Here is a 21,017-nt window from a genome sequence, read left to right on the forward strand (position 1 = left end):
CTCTGGCTCAACCGCAAAAGCAAAAGTGGCAGCCTAGGCTGCCACTCTGTTTCGTATCTGGAGCCAAAGCTTTCCTGATCAGAACGAACGCTGGAAACGAACAACGCCCTGCCATGCATCCTGACCTTTGAGAATCGACTTGCTGTCATCCCACTTGGTATAAGAAACCTGTGGCGTGATCGTGAAGCCCGGAACGAGCTGATAGGCAACATTCGCACTTGCCGCAAATGTGTCGGCTGCTTCATATGCCAGCTGTACGTTGAAGGTCGCTTTGTTTGTAGCCTTAAATTTTGCGCCGCCCCATACAGCCCAATCGCCGCCCCATGTACCGAAGAAACTGTCGATTACACGCACGCCGCGATAGGTGCTGCTGCCTCCATCATGAACGATAACACCGCTGCCGTTGTAATGCACATAATGGTCTTTGTTGGACTTATATGCACCCTGTAACCAGACGGAAAACTGGTCTGTTACATTGACATCTGCGCGGATCTTTCCGGCCCATTTTTCGTTGACTGCATCATAGGCCGCAACACCGGCAATCGAGCCCCAGCTTTGCGCATATTTAAGACCACCAACGACGTGCGGTGTATAGTCATCAATCACGCCATTCCAATCGACATCGGAATTGTTGCCCTGTTCAAGAGACAGAATAGCTGAAATGCCATTGCCACCCTTGAAGGTGTAGCTGATCTGGTTGGTGCGATAGCCGCCTGCGCTGATAACGTCATCATTCAGCACATCACCGAAATATCCGGTAAATGTATAGAAGGCCGAGTCATCAAGGCCAATGCGAAAGCCACCAAGCTGGATGTAAGCGCGGTTGAGCGTTGTCCCGGCATCAGCACCGTTACCAAAGTTAAAACGCGATTCAGTGAACGTCGAAAGTGTTCCGAGTTCCGTTTCAGAAGCAGTCGATGTGCGCAGTGTGAAACGCGTATTGTTGTTCCATGTCTCATAAGACTTGCCACGAGGGCTAAGATTAAAGGCGCTGCCGTCAGGAGCGCGGCTAACACCTGCACCACGATAGTAGACGTTATCACCCGCCCTCAAGTCATAACGTACATAACCATGAATGCGCAGGCATGTTTCGGTGCCCGGAATATAGAAATAGCCTGCACCATAAGCATCGCAAACGCGTACATATTCTACAGCTTCCGGTTCCGGTGCTACGACCGCATCCGCTGCATTTGCATTCGTCATCCCCAGAACTACAAATGCAGAACCGATGACTGTGTTTTTCAGAATCATAATTATCCCCAATAACAATAGACAAAATCGTTTTATTTCAGAGGGATAATTCGATTAAGGCAATTATATCTAATTATTGTAAAATATATGACAAATAATATTTCATATAAAAATAATCAATATTGATATAATTGACGATACTATAGTAATATTTACCTTTAATCTGACAATTATGGTTAAAATATATTACGTTAGCATATGTATATATCGCAATAATTATTCAATTTATAAATCGTAGATGTTTTTACTAATCGGTTATCACCGGCTCCTGAAACAATGACAAGTAGCGCTCTCCGCTATCAGGCAGAACGGCAACGATGGTCTTACCTGCATTCTCCGGGCGTTTTGCAATTTGAAGAGCTGCTGCAATCACCGCACCAGAAGACGTTCCGACCAAAAACCCCTCTTCGCGTGCAACTGACAATGCGGAACGTCGAGCCTGCTCTGTCGTCACGGCAACGATTTCATCTACAATGGCCCTGTCGTAGTTCTCTGGCAAAATCGTCTCATCAACTTCTGTGACTTTATGAACGCCTTCAATGGTTTCGGCTTTCGGATTATCGGCAGAAGGCACAGAATCTGCCGTCGGCTCCACCAGAACAACGCGAACGGAGGGCTTCTTTTCTTTCAAATATTTTCCCGCCCCTGAGATGGTCCCGCCAGTGCCTACGGTACTGACCAGAATATCGACCTCGCCATCCGTGTCGCGCCAGATTTCCGGGCCGGTCGTTTCAAAATGAATTGCCGGATTTGCAGGATTGGACCGCTGACCCGTATAATAAGCGCCCGGATTTTCGCTGCGAATACGATCGAGCACCTTTTGCAACGCCCCTATTTCCAGCAACTCATCATTATCAATCAGCACGATTTCTGACCCGAACTGACGCAGGATATTGATTTTGTCTTCGCTGATTGTATCACGCAGGTAAAACTTCGTTCGATAGCCCTTTGCGGCAGCAACAGCCGCAATACCAATGCCGGTATTTCCGCTCGTCAGATCTACCAGAAGATCCCCTGGCTTAATCTTACCTGCACGCTCGGCATCCCGAATAATCCCCCATGCTGTACGGTCTTTGATGCTGCCAGCCGGATTGAGATACTCTATTTTTGCGAGAAGACGCACAGAAACGTCATTGCTCTTCTGAAGGCGTGAGAAAGCAACCAGAGGCGTATTGCCGACAAGCTCCGAAAAACCATTGCGTATGTTACCCATGTTCCACTCCCTTTTGCCAACAGGTATCAAAATTCAACGTCTCATTTTCACCAGCCGCTAAATTTTATTAAGAAAATTATTCACTTAGTTCGCCCCTCACATAGATTTGCTATCCACTGCAGGAGGCCTCTTTGCATTTATATTCGCGTAGCAACACTACCCGGAGCATCATGAATGATGTCCCCTATTCGATAGACTGACGGGATTTGCACGAGCCTTGCTGATTGCTGTCTTAAGGATTAAAGGTTCCAACTTCTCATGCCCTGACCACCGAAAACGTATCCAGCCATTCTGATCTACGAGAAAGCTTGTCCCATCGGCAGTTGGTGTCAGAAGCTGCATAGCCACAGCCGCAGTCTGGTCGGAAACATCGCATTGTGCCGGGATGCCATTGCTATCAACAGCAAAGGCTTCCAGCTCTTCACCCTGAAGATGAAAGAGCCAGAAATTGTCGGATTGTCGACCGACCTCACGCCGACTAGCCCCGCAATAGATCGTAATCCGCGGGCTGGCAGCCGGGTAAACCGCACCATCAGGCGCGGGCAGACTGGTCGTTCGGGCAGACGCAATCGTTCGGATATAATCCACTAGCGACCACGCGGCTTTCGCATCCAACACCGTTTCAAAACCGGGCATGGATTGCCGACCGTCTTGCAACTTTCTGCCATGCATGATCGTCCGGAAGATTTCGCCGTCACTGCGATCCGCAAACAAGGGTGCTGTCAGATCGGGTGGCCATACCGGATCGCCTGTTGCCTGTTCACCGCGCCCGCGCCCGTCATTGCCATGACAGGATGCACAATTGCCTCCGAAAGCCGTAGCACCCCGCGCAATTGCGATGGACGTGTAGGATGTGGACGAGCGCAAAAAGCTTGCTTCATTAGCATCCTGAACAAACAATCCGATGCGTGGTGGCTGAAACAACGCGAACCCGATAATTGCCACGATAACAATAGCCTGCCATCGCCATTTAGACAGAAAAAGGCACCCAATACCGATCAGAAATGCCAGCAGAAGTGGCTTGAAACTCCGCCATGCAGCATCGACGAGAAACGCATCAGCCAGAATATTGTCGCGCAAACGATAGGCGAAAGGCCACATGATGTTTTCATGTACGCCGGGCGGTTGTGTCGCGAGAAGTGATGCCGCGAGAAACACTACAAGACCAATTGTTCCCTCAAAGATGAGCGCATAGCCAAGTCCACGCCCGCTGCGGCCAGCACGGCTCAGCCAGAAACGATTAAGTGCTGCAAGTGTCAGCATGGCTACCAGAAGCGCGATCTTCACGATCATGATCCTGCCGTAAGTGGTACCAACCAGCCCCGGCAGACCACCAGTCAAAAGCCATCCTGCAATTACGGCACCAATAACAAGAATGGTAACAAAAATAATGCCATTTAGCGAAAAGCGCTGCGCTGCCTGCAAACCCTCATCCCGCGAAGCACGTAAAAGAAGATAGAGTGGAGGCAGTGAACCAAACCATAGAGCACCCGCAATCACATGGGCAAAAACCGCCAGTGGCAACCAGATTGTATCAGCTGCTGCCGCGTGCCCCATGCGCATCTGAAGACCAAGCGCGAAAACAGTGATCAAAAACAGAAGGATACGGATGGCTTGAGACTTTATCGCGTGCGGCAGAAGCAATGCAGCAAGCAAGATTGCCAATGCACGCAAGCACGATGCAATGCCAAACGCTGTGCCGAAAAGTCCGCTTGGGAGAAAAGCCAATGCATCAGAAAAACTGTTCGCACCAGACAGCAGTGAGAACTGAAGTGGAACCCATAGAACCAGTCCAAAGGCACTGATTGCCACGGAATAGCTGCAAAGTTGATACCAGATTCTCACAAAAGACGTAGGTTTGCCGTCACTTATTTCGCTTGAAACAAGAAAAATTCGAAAAAATAGCGCGCCTGCGAGCAGTGCGAGGCCCGCAAGATTAAGGCATCGCACGAGCGCAATGACGATATCAATTCCAGTCATTGCGCCCGGCAACCTTAATTAGCAATCTTGAATTTGAACGCGCCTTCGGTGCGGTGCGTATCGACTGACGCAGCACCCCACTCGACCGTATAAGTACCCGGCTTCAAGGCTGGCGGTGTGACCGAAAGCGTCTTGGTATTGCCGTCAATATGTTCAGGCTTACTGGCCTCGATAGTCGCCCCGCTCTCATCCTTGAGGACGAGTTTGCTAAGGCCGAGTTCCAGCGCTTCGGTATATTCGATGGAAACAATGGCAGGCGTTTTATTGAGCACAGCGTCCTCGGCTGGCTCGGATTGTGCGAGATGCGCATGCGCATAAAGTTGCGTCATCGAGCCCAATAAAAGGGCCGTTGTGAGAATTGCTTTTTTGAACATTTTTCTTTCCTGATTTTACCAGTCGGCATCAAGTCCCAGATGCGCAAGTGCCTGCCTGCGCAGTTCCGCCAATCGCGGATCGCCGCGATGGCGCGGATAGCTTAGATCCACTTTAAGTTCGGCTTCTATGCTTGCCGGACGGTTGCCAAAGATGATGACTCGCTGCGCAAGGAAAATCGCTTCCTCGACATCATGCGTGACGAGCAATGTGGTAAAGCCGTTGCGTTGCCAGAGATCCAGAAGCTCAGCCTGCATGGCAAGCCGCGTCAGGGAATCGAGTTTCCCCAATGGCTCGTCCAGAATGAGCAATTTAGGGTCATTGACGAGCGCACGCGCCAAGGCTGCACGCTGCGCCATGCCGCCCGAAAGCTGGCGCGGATAGGCATTGGCAAAAGCCGACAATCCCACCAGCTCAATTGCTTCATCGATGCGGTGTCCCTGAGTTTTAAGCACGCCACGCGCCTGAAGCCCCAAAGCCACATTGTCCCGAACCGTGCGCCATGGATAAAGTGTGGGGTCTTGGAAGACCACCACGCGCGACGGATTAGGACCGAGGATTTCCTCACCATCGGCCAGAATTCGCCCTTCACTTGGCGGCTCCAGCCCGGCAGCGAGCCGCAAAAGCGTACTCTTGCCGCACCCCGATGGACCCAGAATGGCAACAAATTCACCCGGTTGCACATCAAGCTCAATGTGGTTGAGAACCGGCAGCGACTTGCCTTCAAGGCCAAAGCGATGGCTTACATTCTCAACCTGAATATGGAAGCCACGGCTTTTATCAGCGGTGGCGGCAGGCGTTTGTTTGAGGGCAGCATTCACCATTTCACATCCCCCTTCTGCCAGGTCAGAACGCGATCACGCACCGTAAAGAGCAGCGTAATCAGACCGGAAAATACAATCGCCATGATGATGAGCGCGCCATAGAGATTGTTGTAGGCCGCCCAGCCTTGCGCCCATTGCAGATACCAGCCGAGACCGGACTTGACGCCCATCATTTCGGCGGCGACCAGCACCGAGAAAGATGCACCCAACCCCATGAAAAGACCGACAAAAACATGCGGTAACGCTGCGGGAATTGCGACGCGCAGGATCAGGAACAACTGACTGGCGCCCAAAGTGCGGGCAACATCGTAGTAAGCTTTATCGACACTCGCCACGCCCGACCATGTCAGAACTGTCAGAGGGAACCATGTTGCAAGCGCGATGAGAAAGACTGCTGCTGAAAAGCCTGACGGGAAGAAATAGAATGCCATTGGTAACAGTGCAGTCGAAGGAATTGGCCCGAGAAACCGCAAAACCGGATGAACCCAATAGCCGATTGCCTGTACCCAGCCGATGGAAACACCAGTCAGAAAGCCCGCAATCGCACCAAGCACAAAACCCGAAGCCAGCAACTTGAACGAGTTATAGAGGCTGTCGAGCAGACGCGGCCAATCATCAAGATAGACTTCGAGCAGAGACGAAGGTGGTTGAAAAAACGGCACAGGGAGCCATGCGAACTTGGCCGTAAGCAATTCCCAAACACCAAAAAATATCGCCAAAGCCGTCAGCCATGGCGACCAGTAAATAAGCCTTTTGCCAATTGCCGGATAGACCGCAACCAATGCTGCAGCGACTGCCAGAAGGATCGTCCAGCCGATGAACAAGCCATTGGTTTCACGAACATAAAGTGGCTCGGCAAAGCCGACCACCACATTTGGAAGGAAGACGGAAATCGCACTAACGATAGCCCAGGCGACCACCGCCACAAACGGCCATAGCGAACGGCGAAGCGCGGAGGGCAGAGCCTCCCGCGCGTCCTCCTTGGACGAGATATAGACTGTGTCAGGTGATGACATTGGCGACGATCTTTTCGGCAAATGCATCCGTATTGGTATTTGGCCGGATGACATTGATGATCTTGAGCTCATCCACGAACAAAGCGACATCGTTGCGTAAGGCATCACCCGTCGAATGATGGTCGTGCGTGTGGCTGCGCAGGATACGCGCCACGTCCGTTGCAGAGACATTGCCCGGAACGAAAGGCGCAAAGATTTCGGCGCTTTCATCTGGATGCGCTGCAGTCCAAGCCTGTGCTTCTACGATTGCACGCGACAGGGCGCCCGCCACTTCCGGCTCATCACGAACCAGACTTCCGCGAAGACCCAGCACACAGCAGGCAGAATTGACATACTGCCCATCAAGATTGGTCGCGACTTCCTTGAGGCCATCACGCTCGCGTTGGAGGAAGGCGTGCGGATCATCGCCAGCCACGGCCTGCACTTCGCCCTTCTTCAAGGCTTCCGCAAAAAGATCAGCCGGATATTGCAGCCATTCGATTTCGGTATCCGGGTTGATACCCTGCTTGGCCGCCTGAATGGCGAAGAAGTTGCGGATCGGGCTGGCCTGGTCGCTGACAGCGACCTTCTTGCCCTTCAGATCAGCAATCGAATTGATACCTGTATCTGGCGCTGCCAGAAGGCGCATACAGCCGCCATGCGTTCCGACCGTCAGCGATACGTCAAACCCTTGTTCCAGAGGTTTGAGCCAGCGCAGTGCCATGCCAATACCGCCATCTGCCTTGCCAGTGGCAATAGCCTGTAGCAGCTGATCGGTTGGACCGGAGAAATTAACCGGCTCGACAGTCAGGCCATATTTCTCAAACAGACCTTTCTTGAGCGCGACCGAAATTGGCGACTGACACACAGCCGTCTGCCCCCAGGCCAGCTTGATCACTCTCGGAGAAGATGAGGTGCTCTGTGCGAATGCCTTGCGCACAAAGCCATCGGAGCCACCAATGGCTGCCACACCAACACCAACTGCGGATGCCCCCAGAAAAGCACGCCGAGACAGATAAGATTTCTTATTTTCGGAAGTCATGCAATCACCCTGCTTATAAGGAAAGATGATTGACCATATTTATAGTGATAAATTAAGTTCAGAAATTGTAATTCAATTTATTGGTGAAACGTAAAAATTATTACTCATAACAAATTGAAATAATTTACCAATCTTCGATAATTTTAAAATATTAATAATAATTAATACAAATTTATATAAAAATATACTGCAATATGTAAAATCAAGAAAGAGATTTTTTTGATATTCGCCGATATTGGAATCCTTTTATTTTACTCATCCATATCCGCGAATGTTTCAAAGACAATAAAATGTATTATACCCACCATTCGCGCGGATCATGCATATAATTGTATAGTCTTCACGGATTGCCAGCGCGACCTGCCGGAGCCGCTCGTCATGACGTTTCGAATTTAACCTCTCGCAATGACCACTTGCTTAGAGATTGCCCGGCATGATGTAGTCGATTTCGCCACCAACTGCTGCAATACACTCGCACGTGAACTCATCAATCACATGGACCACGTGAGCGCGGCAACGGACGGGATTTAGAAGTTTTCCGTGGCGGCCTTCGCATGGAACGTCTTGCTATTGTGAGGTCAGAAACAGTCCCCCTAAGCCAGGCATTTGCTACGCGCAGTTGCTTCAGCCGCATAACCCAATCGCCCTTCAATCCGCGGTATCCGGACCGCCACCAGTAAGATTGCTTCCGCAGCACCTATCAAAAGGGTCAGTTTGAGCAATCGATCTTGCCCGCGCATTCAACACGTCAACCCGACCGAGCTTCGTGACAATCTATTATGTCGTGTATCTCTTTGTTGCTATTTCAATGACGTTCTGCAGCGCATAAGCCATACTTCAAGAACGATAAATTTTCAGGGTGCAAACTAAAAGAGCATGCAGTTGCATACTTGTAATGTATGGAGAGGTTTCAGGAGCACAGCGCCCGGCGCTAAAATGTTCGCGCCTATCATCGCTTTTTCAGCCCCATATTCAAACACCTCGCATGGGTCTTAAAGGAAGACACAGGCAAGGTGCTTGATAGATCAGATATAGTGTCTATAAACTGCGCTTAAGAACGTCAGCCTCAGAGCTTGCCAAGACGACGCCGCAGTTCGGCGTTTTCTTCGCGGAGCTTGGTAGCCAGTTCTTTGCGCAACTTGTTGTTTTCCGCTTCCAATGAGACCAATGATGCGAGATCATCGCCCGATGCAGTTTTCACCGCCTTTGAAGCTGGCTTCGGAGCCGACTTTGGAGTGGACTTTGGAGCAGACGTTGGAGCTACTTTTTCAGCGGCATTTTTCCAATTATAGTATGTCTGCTCGCTCACTTCAGCTTGCTGCAATGCAGCTTTAAGTGTCTGCTTGCCATTTTTTGTCGCAGCTTCAATGGACGACATGATAGAGGCGCGTTGTTCTGGCGTATATTTCTTACGCTTAGCTGTTGTTTTTTCTTCTACAACAGGGGCTGCTTTCGCTGCCGTTTTGCGCGGCTTAGCAGACTTAACAGTTGCAGGTGTCTCTGTTACGGTAGAATTTGTATTTGAGGTATTTTCATCTGCCACGATAGGTGTCTCCTGATTTAGCTTTCGATGATTATCGGTCTTGAATCTGAATATATGAAGAGGATATCATGATTTATATTGGTCTAACAAATGCTGATATTAAGTTTCAATCAAAGCCTGTATTATAGGATTAATATCTGATACAAGTTAACAAAGAGCACCTAAAAATGCTCCTCCTATCTTACTCTAATTTTTCATTAGGAAAACAGTTTACGGATGAAAACTCCAAACCGCAATGTTGTTGTTGAATATAAGAACAGGCGTAGTCGCAAGGACAGCGCATCCCTTTGGGGCAACCTTGACTTGAAGTCGATTGCAGAAGAGGTAGATGCACTTATTGTCACATCGCCTGCTGAGAGTGACGCAGTGCAACCGTCATCGAAAAAAAATGACGTTGAGACCACGTCCAAACTAGCGAAAACTCCACCGCGTATTCTATCCGTTAAAGAAGACATCGCAGAGGCTGCGATTAGAGATGACATATCAGTTGTAGATACTGTCGCCATAACAGCCACTCCAGTTCCAACGCCACCAGTGCAGATCGCTTCTGAAAAAGCCGAAGCGCGTGGTGTCGTTGAAAAGAAACCATCGCAAGCGCGCAACAAGAAAGCAGCTCAACCCAACGAGCGAGTTATCGAACGCGTCTCAAGCGACGACGAAATTCGCGCTGAGTTGTCTCATCTTGAGATGGAAAATACTGACCTCAAGCGTGAATTGAGTACGAAGCTGCGAAAAGAAAATCAGGCCCTTTTGACGATGTTTAAAAGGCTGGAAATACGGACCAGGCGCAAGATTTAGAATGAGTCGATTGATTTATTTTTCGCAGGCATGGTGGAGATCAATGCGGGTTCCATCCGAACGTAAATGCGCTTTAGTGTTGGTGTTGCCGTAATTTGATTTAGCTCTGTCAGCCTTACTCAAGGTCGCTCTTATTAAAAGCGAGGATATCTGACCATGAAGTCTTTAAGTGAGCGTCTCGTTGCAAAGTTGAAAAGCTGGAGACTGCGCAATAACGACACTGAGGTTGAAGACGCCGTAAGCGTTGAACATGCCGTGAATGAAGATCCTACATCGCCTGGCAAAGACAATAAGCGAGACCAACCGATTGAGCCCGCGTCGGAAAGCATTGACGCGATAGCTACAAAACCCGTTTCACCGAAGAAGTCTGACGATAGTTTTGATGTCCCTCCAAACGTTGAGAGTGTGGTAGCAAGTAAGTCTAAAGCCAAATCCGGTGCGCGCAAATTGCTCAACGATGATACCGCTGTTCGCCAGGTCCTCGCAAACAGCGATGAGACTTCCGCTCAAAACACGACAGAAGAATTGGATGTGTCGCGTGAGAACACGCACGCAGCTTTAGCTGTCGGAGACGACGAAGCGGTTCTCAGGGCCGTCAACAAGCAAGAATCCAGTCAAACGCCAGAGACCAAATCGAAGAAGCAGGCGGTTAAGCAACGAACCACAAAAAATGTGGTTGCTCCCCCCGCTCTCGCATCAACTCAAAAGCCCAGTCGTTTGCCCAAGCAAAATGTAGCCGATGCACTTGTTACCGATCAGGAACTCGATGCGCTTGAAGCTGAGAATAAGCGGTTAAAGCTGCTGCTTAGTGAGAAGCTAAAAGGCAGTAATGAAGGTTAGTCCGATAAAACAGCATTTTAAAAAATTGAGCCGATGACCCCAATTGGGTTGGGCTTCTTTTCCTCCAGATATGGCCTCGATTAGTTTTCGAGGTCTCCTTTAACGCTGCCTCGCCAATGATCAGTTTCGATATAAATTGGGGGGAGGGCGGTAGTCTTTTCTTTTGTGGGTCCCAATCTGCGTCGCGAACTCAGACAATCGAAATTGATTGCTCTGTGCTGGACCAAATTTTCTACATCTACTGCCAATTTGATAGAATGTAAGCGTACGTGTCCTGGCTGGCCTGTTGTTCAACAAAAAGCCTCCGCGGTGCATTGGCGGGAACGTAGGCTTATAATTTTCTTTTGAAAGATGGGATCGTTTGAACATTATCAAACGAAATAAATGCACAAATCATAACAATCTTGCGTTTTGAAACTTGACACTAAGCATCATGTTAAATTAGGACAACAATGCTGACCAATTTCAGGAGAAAGCATTGTGAACCAGTTGGAACCGCATCTCAGCCTTTATGATCTGTCCGAAGACCGGAGCAGTTGTGGTGTAGGTTTCATTACGCGAAAAGACAGCGTGCAGACGCATGATGTGCTGCTCAAAGCCCATGAAGCGCTGTGCGCAGTACCGCATCGCGGTGGTATGTCGTCGGAAGGCGTTGGTGATGGCGCGGGTGTTTCTGTCGATCTGTCGCTTGGCTTTTTTCGCAAGCTCACAGGCAAGGATGATCTGGCGCACCGCCGCTATGGTGTGGGCAACTTCTTCCTGCCAGCAGATACGTCTCTGCATCCGGAGGCAGAAGCAATCATTGAAGCCGCTCTCACTGAGCAGGGCATTACGCTTTTTCTTAAGCGTAATGTGCCGGTCAACAATGATGTCATCCGCCCGAAAGCAGTGCAGTATCAGCTTCCAATTCGCCAATGGGTGTTCTCTATCCATGACGAGATGGCAAGCGAGGCTGAATTTGAACTTCGCATTCACAAAGCGCTGCTGACCATTGAGGCGCAGGCTTATACGCGCCCGGAGTTTACCGGCTTTTATCCGCTGTCGCTGAGTGCGCGCACTCAAGTGTTCAAAGGACGGCTTAACTCTGACGAGGTCATTCCTTATTTCTGTGATCTGGTCGATAGTGATCACACGATCCACACGATCTATTTCCATACGCGGTTTTCGACCAATACCGATCCCCATCCATCGATGGCACAGCCGTTCCGCTTTATGGCGCATAATGGCGAATTAAACACCGACCGCAAGAACCGCTTGTCTGAAGCAGCGATTGCGCTGGCAAAGAACGCATCCATCATTCGCCCGAAGGGCCAGTCCGACAGCTGCCGTCTCGACCAGACCTTGCAGATGCGCGTCGTTGAAGACGGGCTTGATCTGGTCACGGCTGTTGTTTCGATGATGCCGCCCGCATGGGAAAATGACGAAACCTTGTCGGCAGGCGTGTTGGCGATGCTCGAATTCTTTTCGCTTCAGGAAGAGAAGAATGATGGCCCGGCAGCGCTGATCTTTGGCGATGGCGACATTATAGGCGCACGTCTTGATCGTCTCGGGCTGCGTCCGCTCCGCAGCGTCGAAACGCGTGATTATCTTTGCGTCATGTCGGAAGCGGGCCAGATTGCTTTTCCGCCGGAAACCGTCATTCGGCGCGGACGTATCGAAGCGGGCGGCATGCTTTATTATAATCATGCGGAAAAGCGTGCCTTTGGCACCAATGAAGCGCTGGAACTGCTCGCCGCCCAGCGGCCCTATCAGGCGCTTCTGCGTGATGCGCGTGTGACGCTGGAAGAACTGCCGGAAATTCCCGCTGAAAAACAGGGCTCACCGCTCCGCTATAATGGCGATCTTGAACGGTCTCAGCGTTATGTCGCCTATTCGCTCAATCAGGAAAGCTTCAAGTTTCTGATGGACCCTATGCTGGCCACGGGTGCCGAAAAGATTTCAGCCATGGGCTATGGCAATGCGATCAATGCGCTGTCTGATCAGGAAGGCGGCGTGGCGAAATATTTCTCACAGCGTTTCGCGCAGGTGACAAATCCTCCGCTCGATTCTATCCGCGAAGCTGATGGTATGACGCTCCGTGTTGCATTGGGTGCAAAGCCAAATCTTGGGACAAAGACTGCGCGCCAGATTGTCGTGCAATCACCGATCCTCACGCATCTCGACATGCTGCGGCTGCGCGAGCAGCAGGAAACGCCGCTTAAGCGTTTTGAAATGCTCTATACGCCTGATCTCAACGATGCGGCGGCCAATGCGCAGGCACTGGAAAAGGCAATTGACGATCTCTGCTCCGCTATTGCCAATTTTGCGAGCAGCGAGGGTGGCATTGCGGTGGTGACGGACCGCCATGTATCGCGCGAGCGCGCTGCTTTGCCGATGATTATTGTGGTGTCGGCCATCAATCAGAAACTGATTGAAGAAGGTCTGCGCTTGCGCATGTCTTTGATTGTTGAAAGCGGCCAGGTAGCCTCGTCGCATCATGTGGCGACGGTGCTGGGCTTTGGTGCGGCGGCAGTCTATCCGCTCGGCGTGCAGTTCCGCGCTGAAGAAAAATTCGGCGAGGAAGCCGACAAGGCTTTCAAGCGTTTTGCGAAGGCGTCTGAAAAGTCTCTGATGAAGACCATGGGCAAGGTCGGGCTGTGCACGGCGGAGAGCTATATTGGCGGCGAATTTTTCGAGCCGAATTTCCTCGATACCAATGATCCGGTTTTGCGCCGTTATTTCCCCAATGTGAAAACCTCGGTCGGTGGCGTGAATTTCAAGGTCATTGCGCAGGCGGTTGCCGACTGGCACGCCAAGGCACTGACGGTCGGCAGTGAAAATGAAATCCCACTGCTTGGTCTTTTCAAGGAACGCGCAGAAGGCGCAGGACACTCGTTCGGTACCACGGCGGTGCGCGGCTTCGTTGATATGACCGAAGAAAAGATCAGCTTTGATGGTGCGGTAGCCGAAGAAGATCCTTTCCTGCGCTTACTTACGCTCGGCCGTCTGGAAGATGCATTCGGCATCAATGATACGGCTTATCGTGCCAGTGGTTATGACCGGCTGTCGAATGATGCGATTGACCGTTTCAGCATTACGCCGGGTTATCGGTCCTTCATCCGCATGATGAGCGAAGAGCGTGCACGCCGTCCGGCAGCTTTGCGCGACGTGCTGTCCTTCCCGGCAGATGTGACCTTCTTGACCGCGCCTGAAGATTTCCGAAAAGAAATGGGTCGCTTTTCGCGCAAGGGCAACAACAGCTTCATGGTGCGTGGATTAAGCTGTGAGACCCTGGGCGATGATCAATTCCGGCTGAAGCTTACGGGCCTTCTGGGTGGTGATCTTGCACGACTTGCGGCGCTTGGTCAGTCACTGGTGATGCGCTTTCAGTCTGATATTCTCGGTCACTGGCTTGAAGGCGGTGCGCTGATCGTTCATGCGGCAGGGCAGGCGCTTGATTATCTTGGTCTGATACGTTCAGCCCCCGACAGCATCGGGCTTGCTGCCGTGCAGGCGGCCTGCAAAATAACGCCACTTCTGACATCGGGTGCCATGAGCCATGGCGCTTTGGTCTCCAACGCCCATGAAGCGGTTGCGCATGGCACCAATATGGTCGGTGGCATGTCGAATTCGGGCGAGGGCGGGGAACATATTTCACGCTATGGCACGATCCGCGCCTCGCGCATCAAGCAGTTTGCTTCGGGCCGTTTTGGCATTTGGGCTGGCTATCTTGCCGATCCGATGCTGGAGGAGCTGGAAATCAAGATCGGGCAGGGGGCAAAGCCCGGCGAGGGCGGTCAGCTTCCAGCCCAAAAAGTGACGGTAGAAATCGCGGCAGCGCGTGGCGGCACTCCGGGCGTCGAACTGGTGTCGCCACCCCCACATCATGATACTTATTCCATCGAAGATCTTGCGCAGCTGATCCATGACTGTAAGGCAGCGCGCGTTCGCGTCATCGTCAAGCTTGTATCATCGGAAGGCATTGGCACCATCGCAGTTGGCGTCGCCAAAGCGGGCGCAGATGTTATCAATGTCGCTGGCAATACCGGCGGCACGGGTGCTGCGGCCGTGACCAGCCTTAAATATACCGGTCGTGCGGCGGAAATCGGCATTGCAGAAGTGCATCAGGCGCTTTGCGCCAATGGTCTGCGGCAGAAGGTCAAGCTGCGTTGCTCGGGCGCACATCAGACGGCCAGCGATGTGGTGAAGTCGGCGCTGCTTGGCGGTGACAGTTTCGAGTTCGGCACCACGGCACTGATGATGCTCAAATGCGTCATGGCCAAGAACTGTAACGTCAAATGCCCGGCGGGCCTTACCACCAATCAGGAAGTCTTTGGCGGCGATCCGCGTGCGCTTGCGCAATATCTGATGAACATCGCCCATGAAACGCGTGAAATTCTGGCGCAGCTTGGCCTGGTATCGCTGGCACAAGCGCGTGGCCGGTCCGATCTGCTGCACTTGCTTGATCATCCGTCGAGCGTAGGCCAGCTTGATTTGCGCGCCATGCTTGCTGTGGTCCATGAAGTTCGCATCGATGATCCGGTCTATATGGAAAAGGACTACTCGGTCGATGATGGCTTTATCGAGCTGCTGCGTCATGCGTTGATTGATGGTGAGCGTGCATCTGTGACGCTCGGTGGCAATCGTTTCCTCAACAATCGCAACAAGAGTGTTGGCGGCCAGCTTGCGGTCGATATTGAGCGGATGCTCAATTATGAGATCAGTGACGAGCAGGCAGCCAAAGCGCCCGCGGTTCTGACCGATAAGCGCGGACGACGCTATCTTGATGCTGAGAGCGTGAAAATTTTCACCTCCGGTTCTGCGGGGCAGTCCTTTGGTGCCTTCTGTAACGACGGCATGGCGCTCACCCATATTGGCACCTGCAATGATGGCGTGGGCAAGAGTGCGGGCGGCGGCACCATCGCTGTTCGTTCGCCGGGTGGCGGTTCGGAAGGGCCCGAGGGAAATGTCCTGATTGGCAACTTCGCGCTGTTTGGCGCAACTGGTGGCAGGCTGTTTGTCGAAGGGCAGGCCGGTGATCGTTTTGCCGTGCGTAATTCCGGCTCTTTGGCTGTGGTCGAGGGGGTTGGCGATTTCTGCTGCGAATACATGACCAACGGCGCGGTGCTTAATCTTGGCGGCTTCGGCAAGGGTTTTGGTAACGGGATGAGCGGCGGTTTTGCCTATCAATATGACCCTTATGGCGAACTGGGCGCTAAGATCAGCCATGACTCGATCCTGATCGGACGTCTGGATGTTGAAGGTGATCCGCAATGTGCCTTCCACGCCGATGCCATTTATCAGATGCTGCAATGGCATGTCGCAGCCACAGGTTCTCAAAAGGCGCAATGGCTGATTGAGAACTGGGAAAGCGAGAAGCACAATTTCGTCTATGGCATGCCTCGTGCGCTGCTGCTCTATCAGGATAGCGATGCGATCCTTAAAGCAAAGAGCCGCAAGGATCTGGTTGAGGAACTCGCAACCGCCCTGTCAGCGCATCAGCTCCGTAAGTTCAAGCTTGCCTATCGCAATCGCAAGGCGGTTCTGAACGGACGTGTTCCTGGTTATGGCGAAACCGATACTGAGGAAATGTACACGCTTCTCAACAATTACACGGTGCTGAGCATGGCGCAGGCTGTTGCCATGGCGCGTGTGCCAAATGCCAGCGGACCATCTGATCCGGCGGTCGATAAAGCCGTGCGCAATCTGGTGCTGACCGAAGACTTTTCGCTGTTACACAGGCTGAGCCGTTATTCGCGCGAAGCAGTTGCCGATTATGACGATGAAGCACTCGCTGTCATGGTCGCAGCCAAGCGGTTGCGCGATTACAAGGAGGCGCTGCAAGGCCGCAACACGCTTTCCATTGATAGTCTTGGCACCTATGGCTGGATCATTCATCAGACACAGAAAAACATCGAGAGGATCGGGCGCATCCCAAGCTTTGAGGAGCTTTTCGCCCGCCAATCGATGGAAAATCTGACGGTCGCAAAGAAGCAGGTGTGAGGCAGATCATGAAACTCCCATATATCCCGGAAGATGCTCCCTTCAGCACCGATCAGCGCGCATGGCTGTCCGGCTTTCTGGCTGGTCTGCATTCACGCCTTGCAATTGCCGGTGAGACCAGTGCAGTTGCTACATCATCGGCTGCAAAGTCTGTGACGCCTCTGCATATCCTGTTTGGCACACAGACCGGCAATGCCGAAATGGTGGCAAATGACGCCGCCGCCGCGGCGCGTGGTCTCGGCTTTGCGCCTGAAGTGCTCGGCCTTGATGATATGGACATGGCGAAGCTTGCCGATGTGAAACGTGCGGTCATCATCACCTCGACTTATGGCGAGGGTGAAATGCCGGACAATGCGCAGCTTTTCTGGGATGCTTTGTCATCGTCAGATGCGCCGCGTCTAGAGAACCTCAATTTCGCCGTGCTTGCCTTGGGCGACACCAGCTATGATGGGTTCTGCCAGGCGGGCAAGCTGATCGATATGCGTCTCGAGCAGCTTGGTGCAACGCGTCTTGCCGCACGGCTTGATTGCGACATCGATTTTGAAGATGCAGCTGCAAGCTGGCTCAATGAAACGCTGCCGCTGGCCTCAACGGGCGAGCAAGCACAAGCCGCACCACAAGCGGCAACAGAGGCAGCCACTCCCGGTGCAGCTTCAACCTGGAACCGCAAGAACCCTTATGCTTCGCGGCTTGTGGTCAACCGGGTTCTGTCGGGTTCTGCCTCGTCGAAAGAAATCCGACATTATGAATTTGATCTGGCAGATAGCGGGCTCAATTATGAAGCGGGTGACGCGCTGGGCGTTGTTCCGGTCAATGATCCGGCGCTGGTCGATCTGCTGATCAAACGTCTTGGTGCCGATGCGGAGACGCCGCTGGGCGACACGACCCTTGGCGCGGCTTTGTTGAGCAGCTTCGAAATTTCAACGCCGTCTCGTGATCTCATTGCTGAAATTGAACGCCGTGCGGGCAATGACGAGCTGAGCTTTGTTCTGCGCAATGGCGATAAGGAGGCGCTCGACGCCTATCTATGGGGCAAGGATATTTACGATCTGCTGATGCTCAATCAGGGGGTGGCAATATCGCCCGCCGAGCTTGTCGCTTTGATGAAGCCATTGCAGCACCGTGCCTATTCCATTTCATCCAGTCCGCATGCAGCAGGCACGCATGTGCATCTGACGGTGGCAAGCGTGCGCTATCATGCCGATGGCCGCGATCGCGGTGGTGTTTGCTCAACCTATCTTGCCGATCGCATGGCAAGCGATGCCACGGCTGGCGTTTTCGTGTCACAGAATAAGGCGTTTCGTGTGCCATCGAACAATGACGCGCCGATGATTATGGTTGGACCGGGCACCGGCATTGCGCCGTTCCGTGCCTTTTTGCAGGAGCGGCGCGCGCGTGATGCAAAGGGCCGCAGCTGGCTATTCTTTGGCGATCAGCACAGGGCCAATGATTTCATCTATGAGGATGAGCTGAGCGATATGAGCAGCGACGGTCTGCTGACCCGGCTTGATCTGGCTTTTTCACGCGATCAGGACGCGAAAATCTATGTCCAGACCCGCATGAAAGAGAATGGCAAGGCGCTGTTCTCATGGCTGGAGGAGGGGGCGTCTTTCTATGTCTGTGGTGATGCAAGCCGTATGGCGCGTGATGTTGATACGGCACTGACGGAAATCATCGCGACACATGGCAATATGAGTGCAGATAAAGCCACCGATTATGTCGCTGGCCTGCGTCGTGAAAAGCGCTATCTGCGCGACGTTTATTGATGCCAATCAGACCAAGCTGTTATTGCGAGTGTGTTGAATTTGGTGTTCTTATCATCAGATTATTTTCTCATGTTGGAACTCCAAATACACCACTAATTTGAATCAATCTTGCTCAATTGATTCAAAACATTCATTGGATATTAGCGAGGGGATGAATCACATTCCTTCGTATGAACACACTAAACTCATGGCAGATTGATCTGCAACGCCGCTATCCATCTCAAAATATGGCTCGTTTCTATGGCTTGTCTATTCAGGTCGATTTTTTTGGTATCTGGATTCTATCACGCAATTGGGGGCGAATTGGAAGTGTTGGGCAATCAAAGTACCAGTCATTCGATAACGCACTAGATGCATATATAATTCTTGATCGATAGCATCGTCAAAAACTCAAGAGAGGCTATACACCAGTCAGAACAAAGACTTCTTAGATTCAGTCCTTTGTTTGAGCGATGATCGAATTGAGGAATTACTTGGCGTCTGGCTGCGCTATAGAATCGCAGCTTATCGATGACGATACGTTTAGGTGCACAACCTTGTTTCTTCAAAAACCGAACCAGTAAACGCTTGGCTGCCTTGGCGTTGCGGCGGGCTTGAACTATCTCATCGCGTTCATATCCATCTTGATCAACGCCGCGCTTAAGCATCATTTTTTCAACTTCACGCAGGCTGAGATTGAAGTGAAAATATAGCCAGATTGCACGCGCTACGATTGAGATTGAAAAGCGGTGATTTCTATACGACGTGGCCTGCTCATTCATAGACATCAAATACCGCAATAACCTTGACGACGGACGAAATTATTTCCGTTATGCCAATTCAATCAAAATATATGGAAAAAGTGGGGTTTTGCCATATGTTGAAACCTGGATTGAAGGCTTATGTCTTCAGCGGGACCTTACGATAAGTTCAACCGATATTTTGATAATTGCAAATTATTTACGTATCGAATATGGTACTGAAAATAGTGTTATTTATTTCACTGGAGTTAATTATGCAGCGTGTGGAAGCGAACGTCGCTGTAAGCGTATCTGATCTCAAAAAAAGCCCCTCGGCCGTGATGGAGCAGGCGCAGGGCGAGACTGTAGCTGTGCTAAACCATAACCGGATCATGGCATATATGGTCCCGGCAGAAATCTACGAGGAAATGCTCGAGAGATTAGACGACTTGTACCTTTCAGAAATTGTTATCCAGCGCGTAACGGAAAAAGGTGCGCCGGTAAATCTCGATGACCTTTAAGCTCGAGATCATACCATCGGCACGCAAAGAGTGGGATAAGCTCGGATCCAGCATCAAGGAACAGTTCAAGAAAAAGCTTCGTGAACGCCTTATCTCTCCGCGCATGCCAAGTGCGGCCCTTCATGGCATGAAAGATCACTACAAAATTAAGCTTCGCCAGCTTGGATATCGCTTGGTTTATAGAGTGGATGACGAGAAAGTTACGGTTTTGGTGATCGCGGTTGGTAAGCGCGATAAAGGTGATGTGTACAAAGTTGCGAAAGAAAGAGCGCAATAACAGAACGTGTCTCATCAAATGTCACGACGACCGCTTTGCGAAAGAGGGGCTTGCCTGACATAAGAGAAATGAATCGGTTTGGACCTGGAGGATTATCACTGATGGCTATAAAAATTCATTCTTCTTTTGCAATTCATGCTGGTGAATGGCTTAAATCTGAAATCGTAGAAGGTCACGGAATTAAGATAGGTGATCTAGCGGAAGCCTTTGGTGTTAGCAGGCAGGCTATTAGTGGCCTTCTGAACGGACGCTATGCTTTAACTGCAGACATGGCTATTCGCTTCCAAAATGCCTTTGGTGTGAAAGCAGAAACGTTGATGCGCATGCAGGCACGCTATGAATTGGCGAAAGCGCGTGAGCATGAGTCCGAACTTGCAGTCAGGCGTTTGGTCGCGGCTTAAGCTGTTCGGCACGTCTGATGTCCAATAGTATATTCATACAATAGTATCCTAGTCGCAACTAACCACCACCTCGATTTAATCTGGAGAGTCTTGAATGGACTGGAAACATATTGAGGATGATTGGCATCGTATGAAATTTAAAGTTCAAGAGCGGTGGGGCCATTTGACAGAAGATGACTTGGAGCAGGCTGGTGGCGACCGCGACGCATTGAATGTAAAAATTCAGGATCGTTATGGCCTGAAGGAAGAGCATGCTCGACTGCAGCTTGATGAATGGTTCAATAATCAGCAGTGGCTGTCTTAAGGTAGATCCAAAATCTCAAATTAAGTTCCATAACCTATCTTATGCGATTATCCTATGTAGCCGGGGTGGGTTCTAGTTTGAAGTGCGACTTGCAAATGATAACAATGAGTTATCGAATGCAAGGAACCTGTCATGGACCGCACCTATTCGCATATTGATCTGGATGAACGCCGCAAAATAGCGCGCTGG

Annotated in this window: 17 protein-coding genes and 1 pseudogene; 9 read left to right on the forward strand and 9 right to left on the reverse strand. The window is 51.2% G+C overall.

The window, feature by feature from the left end:
• Positions 1-78: 78 nt before the first annotated feature.
• The 8 genes from ACOZHT_RS22365 to ACOZHT_RS22400 all read right to left on the reverse strand — a co-directional run bounded on the left by ACOZHT_RS22365 (position 79) and on the right by ACOZHT_RS22400 (position 9,220).
• Positions 79-1,251: a porin gene (locus tag ACOZHT_RS22365; protein WP_310014230.1), complete on the reverse strand. Its 1,173-nt coding sequence runs from the start codon at positions 1,249-1,251 to the stop codon at positions 79-81.
• Between the two features lie 247 nt (positions 1,252-1,498).
• Entirely contained in the window at positions 1,499-2,464 is a 966-nt protein-coding gene (locus tag ACOZHT_RS22370; protein WP_421566650.1) for a PLP-dependent cysteine synthase family protein, read from the reverse strand.
• A 168-nt stretch (positions 2,465-2,632) separates the two neighbouring features.
• Positions 2,633-4,444 carry a CopD family protein gene (locus tag ACOZHT_RS22375; RefSeq protein ID WP_421566651.1) on the reverse strand — a complete coding sequence of 604 codons (1,812 nt, stop codon included), beginning with the start codon at positions 4,442-4,444 and terminating at the stop codon, positions 2,633-2,635.
• A gap of 14 nt (positions 4,445-4,458) precedes the next feature.
• Entirely contained in the window at positions 4,459-4,818 is a 360-nt protein-coding gene (locus tag ACOZHT_RS22380; RefSeq protein ID WP_421566652.1) for a copper resistance CopC family protein, read from the reverse strand.
• A gap of 15 nt (positions 4,819-4,833) precedes the next feature.
• Positions 4,834-5,640, reverse strand: coding sequence for an ABC transporter ATP-binding protein (locus ACOZHT_RS22385; RefSeq protein ID WP_421566653.1), 807 nt, complete (start codon positions 5,638-5,640; stop codon positions 4,834-4,836).
• Positions 5,634-6,656 (reverse strand): ABC transporter permease, encoded by a 1,023-nt coding sequence (locus ACOZHT_RS22390; RefSeq protein ID WP_421566654.1) that lies wholly within the window; start codon positions 6,654-6,656, stop codon positions 5,634-5,636. The genes ACOZHT_RS22385 and ACOZHT_RS22390 overlap by 7 nt, the downstream gene beginning before the upstream one ends.
• Positions 6,643-7,677 (reverse strand): ABC transporter substrate-binding protein, encoded by a 1,035-nt coding sequence (locus ACOZHT_RS22395; RefSeq protein WP_421566655.1) that lies wholly within the window; start codon positions 7,675-7,677, stop codon positions 6,643-6,645. The genes ACOZHT_RS22390 and ACOZHT_RS22395 overlap by 14 nt, the downstream gene beginning before the upstream one ends.
• Positions 7,678-8,743: 1,066 nt before the next feature.
• The gene (locus ACOZHT_RS22400) at positions 8,744-9,220 is read right to left on the reverse strand and encodes a transposase (RefSeq protein WP_421566656.1); all 477 of its coding nucleotides are present in this window, start codon (positions 9,218-9,220) and stop codon (positions 8,744-8,746) included.
• Positions 9,221-9,436: 216 nt separating this feature from the next.
• Here ACOZHT_RS22400 and ACOZHT_RS22405 point away from each other — a divergent pair, with 216 nt between their 5' ends.
• The 5 genes from ACOZHT_RS22405 (at position 9,437) to ACOZHT_RS22425 (ending at position 18,983) form a co-directional block, all read left to right on the forward strand.
• On the forward strand, positions 9,437-10,018 hold the full coding sequence (locus ACOZHT_RS22405) for a hypothetical protein (RefSeq protein ID WP_421566657.1): 582 nt from the start codon (positions 9,437-9,439) through the stop codon (positions 10,016-10,018).
• Positions 10,019-10,174: 156 nt separating this feature from the next.
• The gene (locus tag ACOZHT_RS22410; protein ID WP_421566658.1) at positions 10,175-10,858 is read left to right on the forward strand and encodes a hypothetical protein; all 684 of its coding nucleotides are present in this window, start codon (positions 10,175-10,177) and stop codon (positions 10,856-10,858) included.
• A 480-nt stretch (positions 10,859-11,338) separates the two neighbouring features.
• Positions 11,339-16,840 carry a glutamate synthase-related protein gene (locus tag ACOZHT_RS22415; protein ID WP_421566659.1) on the forward strand — a complete coding sequence of 1,834 codons (5,502 nt, stop codon included), beginning with the start codon at positions 11,339-11,341 and terminating at the stop codon, positions 16,838-16,840.
• Between the two features lie 5 nt (positions 16,841-16,845).
• Positions 16,846-18,606 (forward strand): sulfite reductase subunit alpha, encoded by a 1,761-nt coding sequence (locus ACOZHT_RS22420; RefSeq protein WP_421566664.1) that lies wholly within the window; start codon positions 16,846-16,848, stop codon positions 18,604-18,606.
• Between the two features lie 227 nt (positions 18,607-18,833).
• Positions 18,834-18,983: a WGR domain-containing protein gene (locus tag ACOZHT_RS22425; protein ID WP_421566665.1), complete on the forward strand. Its 150-nt coding sequence runs from the start codon at positions 18,834-18,836 to the stop codon at positions 18,981-18,983.
• A 45-nt stretch (positions 18,984-19,028) separates the two neighbouring features.
• On the opposite strand, the pseudogene ACOZHT_RS22430 reads toward ACOZHT_RS22425, so the two are convergent.
• A pseudogene (locus ACOZHT_RS22430) lies at positions 19,029-19,367 on the reverse strand (DDE-type integrase/transposase/recombinase); the annotation flags it as partial.
• 233 nt (positions 19,368-19,600) lie between these two features.
• Between ACOZHT_RS22430 and ACOZHT_RS22435 the strand changes: the two are divergent.
• The 4 genes from ACOZHT_RS22435 to ACOZHT_RS22450 all read left to right on the forward strand — a co-directional run bounded on the left by ACOZHT_RS22435 (position 19,601) and on the right by ACOZHT_RS22450 (position 20,828).
• Complete coding sequence (locus ACOZHT_RS22435) at positions 19,601-19,846, forward strand: type II toxin-antitoxin system Phd/YefM family antitoxin (RefSeq protein WP_339513978.1); 246 nt, start codon at positions 19,601-19,603, stop codon at positions 19,844-19,846.
• Positions 19,836-20,123, forward strand: coding sequence for a type II toxin-antitoxin system RelE/ParE family toxin (locus ACOZHT_RS22440; protein WP_339513976.1), 288 nt, complete (start codon positions 19,836-19,838; stop codon positions 20,121-20,123). The genes ACOZHT_RS22435 and ACOZHT_RS22440 overlap by 11 nt, the downstream gene beginning before the upstream one ends.
• Before the next feature lie 101 nt (positions 20,124-20,224).
• On the forward strand, positions 20,225-20,524 hold the full coding sequence (locus ACOZHT_RS22445; RefSeq protein ID WP_421566660.1) for a HigA family addiction module antitoxin: 300 nt from the start codon (positions 20,225-20,227) through the stop codon (positions 20,522-20,524).
• A 94-nt stretch (positions 20,525-20,618) separates the two neighbouring features.
• Positions 20,619-20,828, forward strand: coding sequence for a CsbD family protein (locus tag ACOZHT_RS22450; RefSeq protein ID WP_339513972.1), 210 nt, complete (start codon positions 20,619-20,621; stop codon positions 20,826-20,828).
• Positions 20,829-21,017: the final 189 nt, after the last annotated feature.

The organism is Ochrobactrum sp. EDr1-4 (assembly GCF_049199085.1).
GTDB lineage: Bacteria > Pseudomonadota > Alphaproteobacteria > Rhizobiales > Rhizobiaceae > Brucella.

What these genes read in the sequence shown, in the direction of transcription:
- ACOZHT_RS22365 (WP_310014230.1), bottom strand. Translation starts at nt 1,251, where the DNA reads ATGATTCTGAAAAACACAGTCATCGGTTCTGCATTTGTAGTTCTGGGG.
- ACOZHT_RS22370 (WP_421566650.1), bottom strand. Translation starts at nt 2,464, where the DNA reads ATGGGTAACATACGCAATGGTTTTTCGGAGCTTGTCGGCAATACGCCT.
- ACOZHT_RS22375 (WP_421566651.1), bottom strand. Translation starts at nt 4,444, where the DNA reads ATGACTGGAATTGATATCGTCATTGCGCTCGTGCGATGCCTTAATCTT.
- ACOZHT_RS22380 (WP_421566652.1), bottom strand. Translation starts at nt 4,818, where the DNA reads ATGTTCAAAAAAGCAATTCTCACAACGGCCCTTTTATTGGGCTCGATG.
- ACOZHT_RS22385 (WP_421566653.1), bottom strand. Translation starts at nt 5,640, where the DNA reads ATGGTGAATGCTGCCCTCAAACAAACGCCTGCCGCCACCGCTGATAAA.
- ACOZHT_RS22390 (WP_421566654.1), bottom strand. Translation starts at nt 6,656, where the DNA reads ATGTCATCACCTGACACAGTCTATATCTCGTCCAAGGAGGACGCGCGG.
- ACOZHT_RS22395 (WP_421566655.1), bottom strand. Translation starts at nt 7,677, where the DNA reads ATGACTTCCGAAAATAAGAAATCTTATCTGTCTCGGCGTGCTTTTCTG.
- ACOZHT_RS22405 (WP_421566657.1), top strand. Translation starts at nt 9,437, where the DNA reads ATGAAAACTCCAAACCGCAATGTTGTTGTTGAATATAAGAACAGGCGT.
- ACOZHT_RS22410 (WP_421566658.1), top strand. Translation starts at nt 10,175, where the DNA reads ATGAAGTCTTTAAGTGAGCGTCTCGTTGCAAAGTTGAAAAGCTGGAGA.
- ACOZHT_RS22425 (WP_421566665.1), top strand. Translation starts at nt 18,834, where the DNA reads ATGGCTCGTTTCTATGGCTTGTCTATTCAGGTCGATTTTTTTGGTATC.
- ACOZHT_RS22435 (WP_339513978.1), top strand. Translation starts at nt 19,601, where the DNA reads ATGCAGCGTGTGGAAGCGAACGTCGCTGTAAGCGTATCTGATCTCAAA.
- ACOZHT_RS22440 (WP_339513976.1), top strand. Translation starts at nt 19,836, where the DNA reads ATGACCTTTAAGCTCGAGATCATACCATCGGCACGCAAAGAGTGGGAT.
- ACOZHT_RS22445 (WP_421566660.1), top strand. Translation starts at nt 20,225, where the DNA reads ATGGCTATAAAAATTCATTCTTCTTTTGCAATTCATGCTGGTGAATGG.
- ACOZHT_RS22450 (WP_339513972.1), top strand. Translation starts at nt 20,619, where the DNA reads ATGGACTGGAAACATATTGAGGATGATTGGCATCGTATGAAATTTAAA.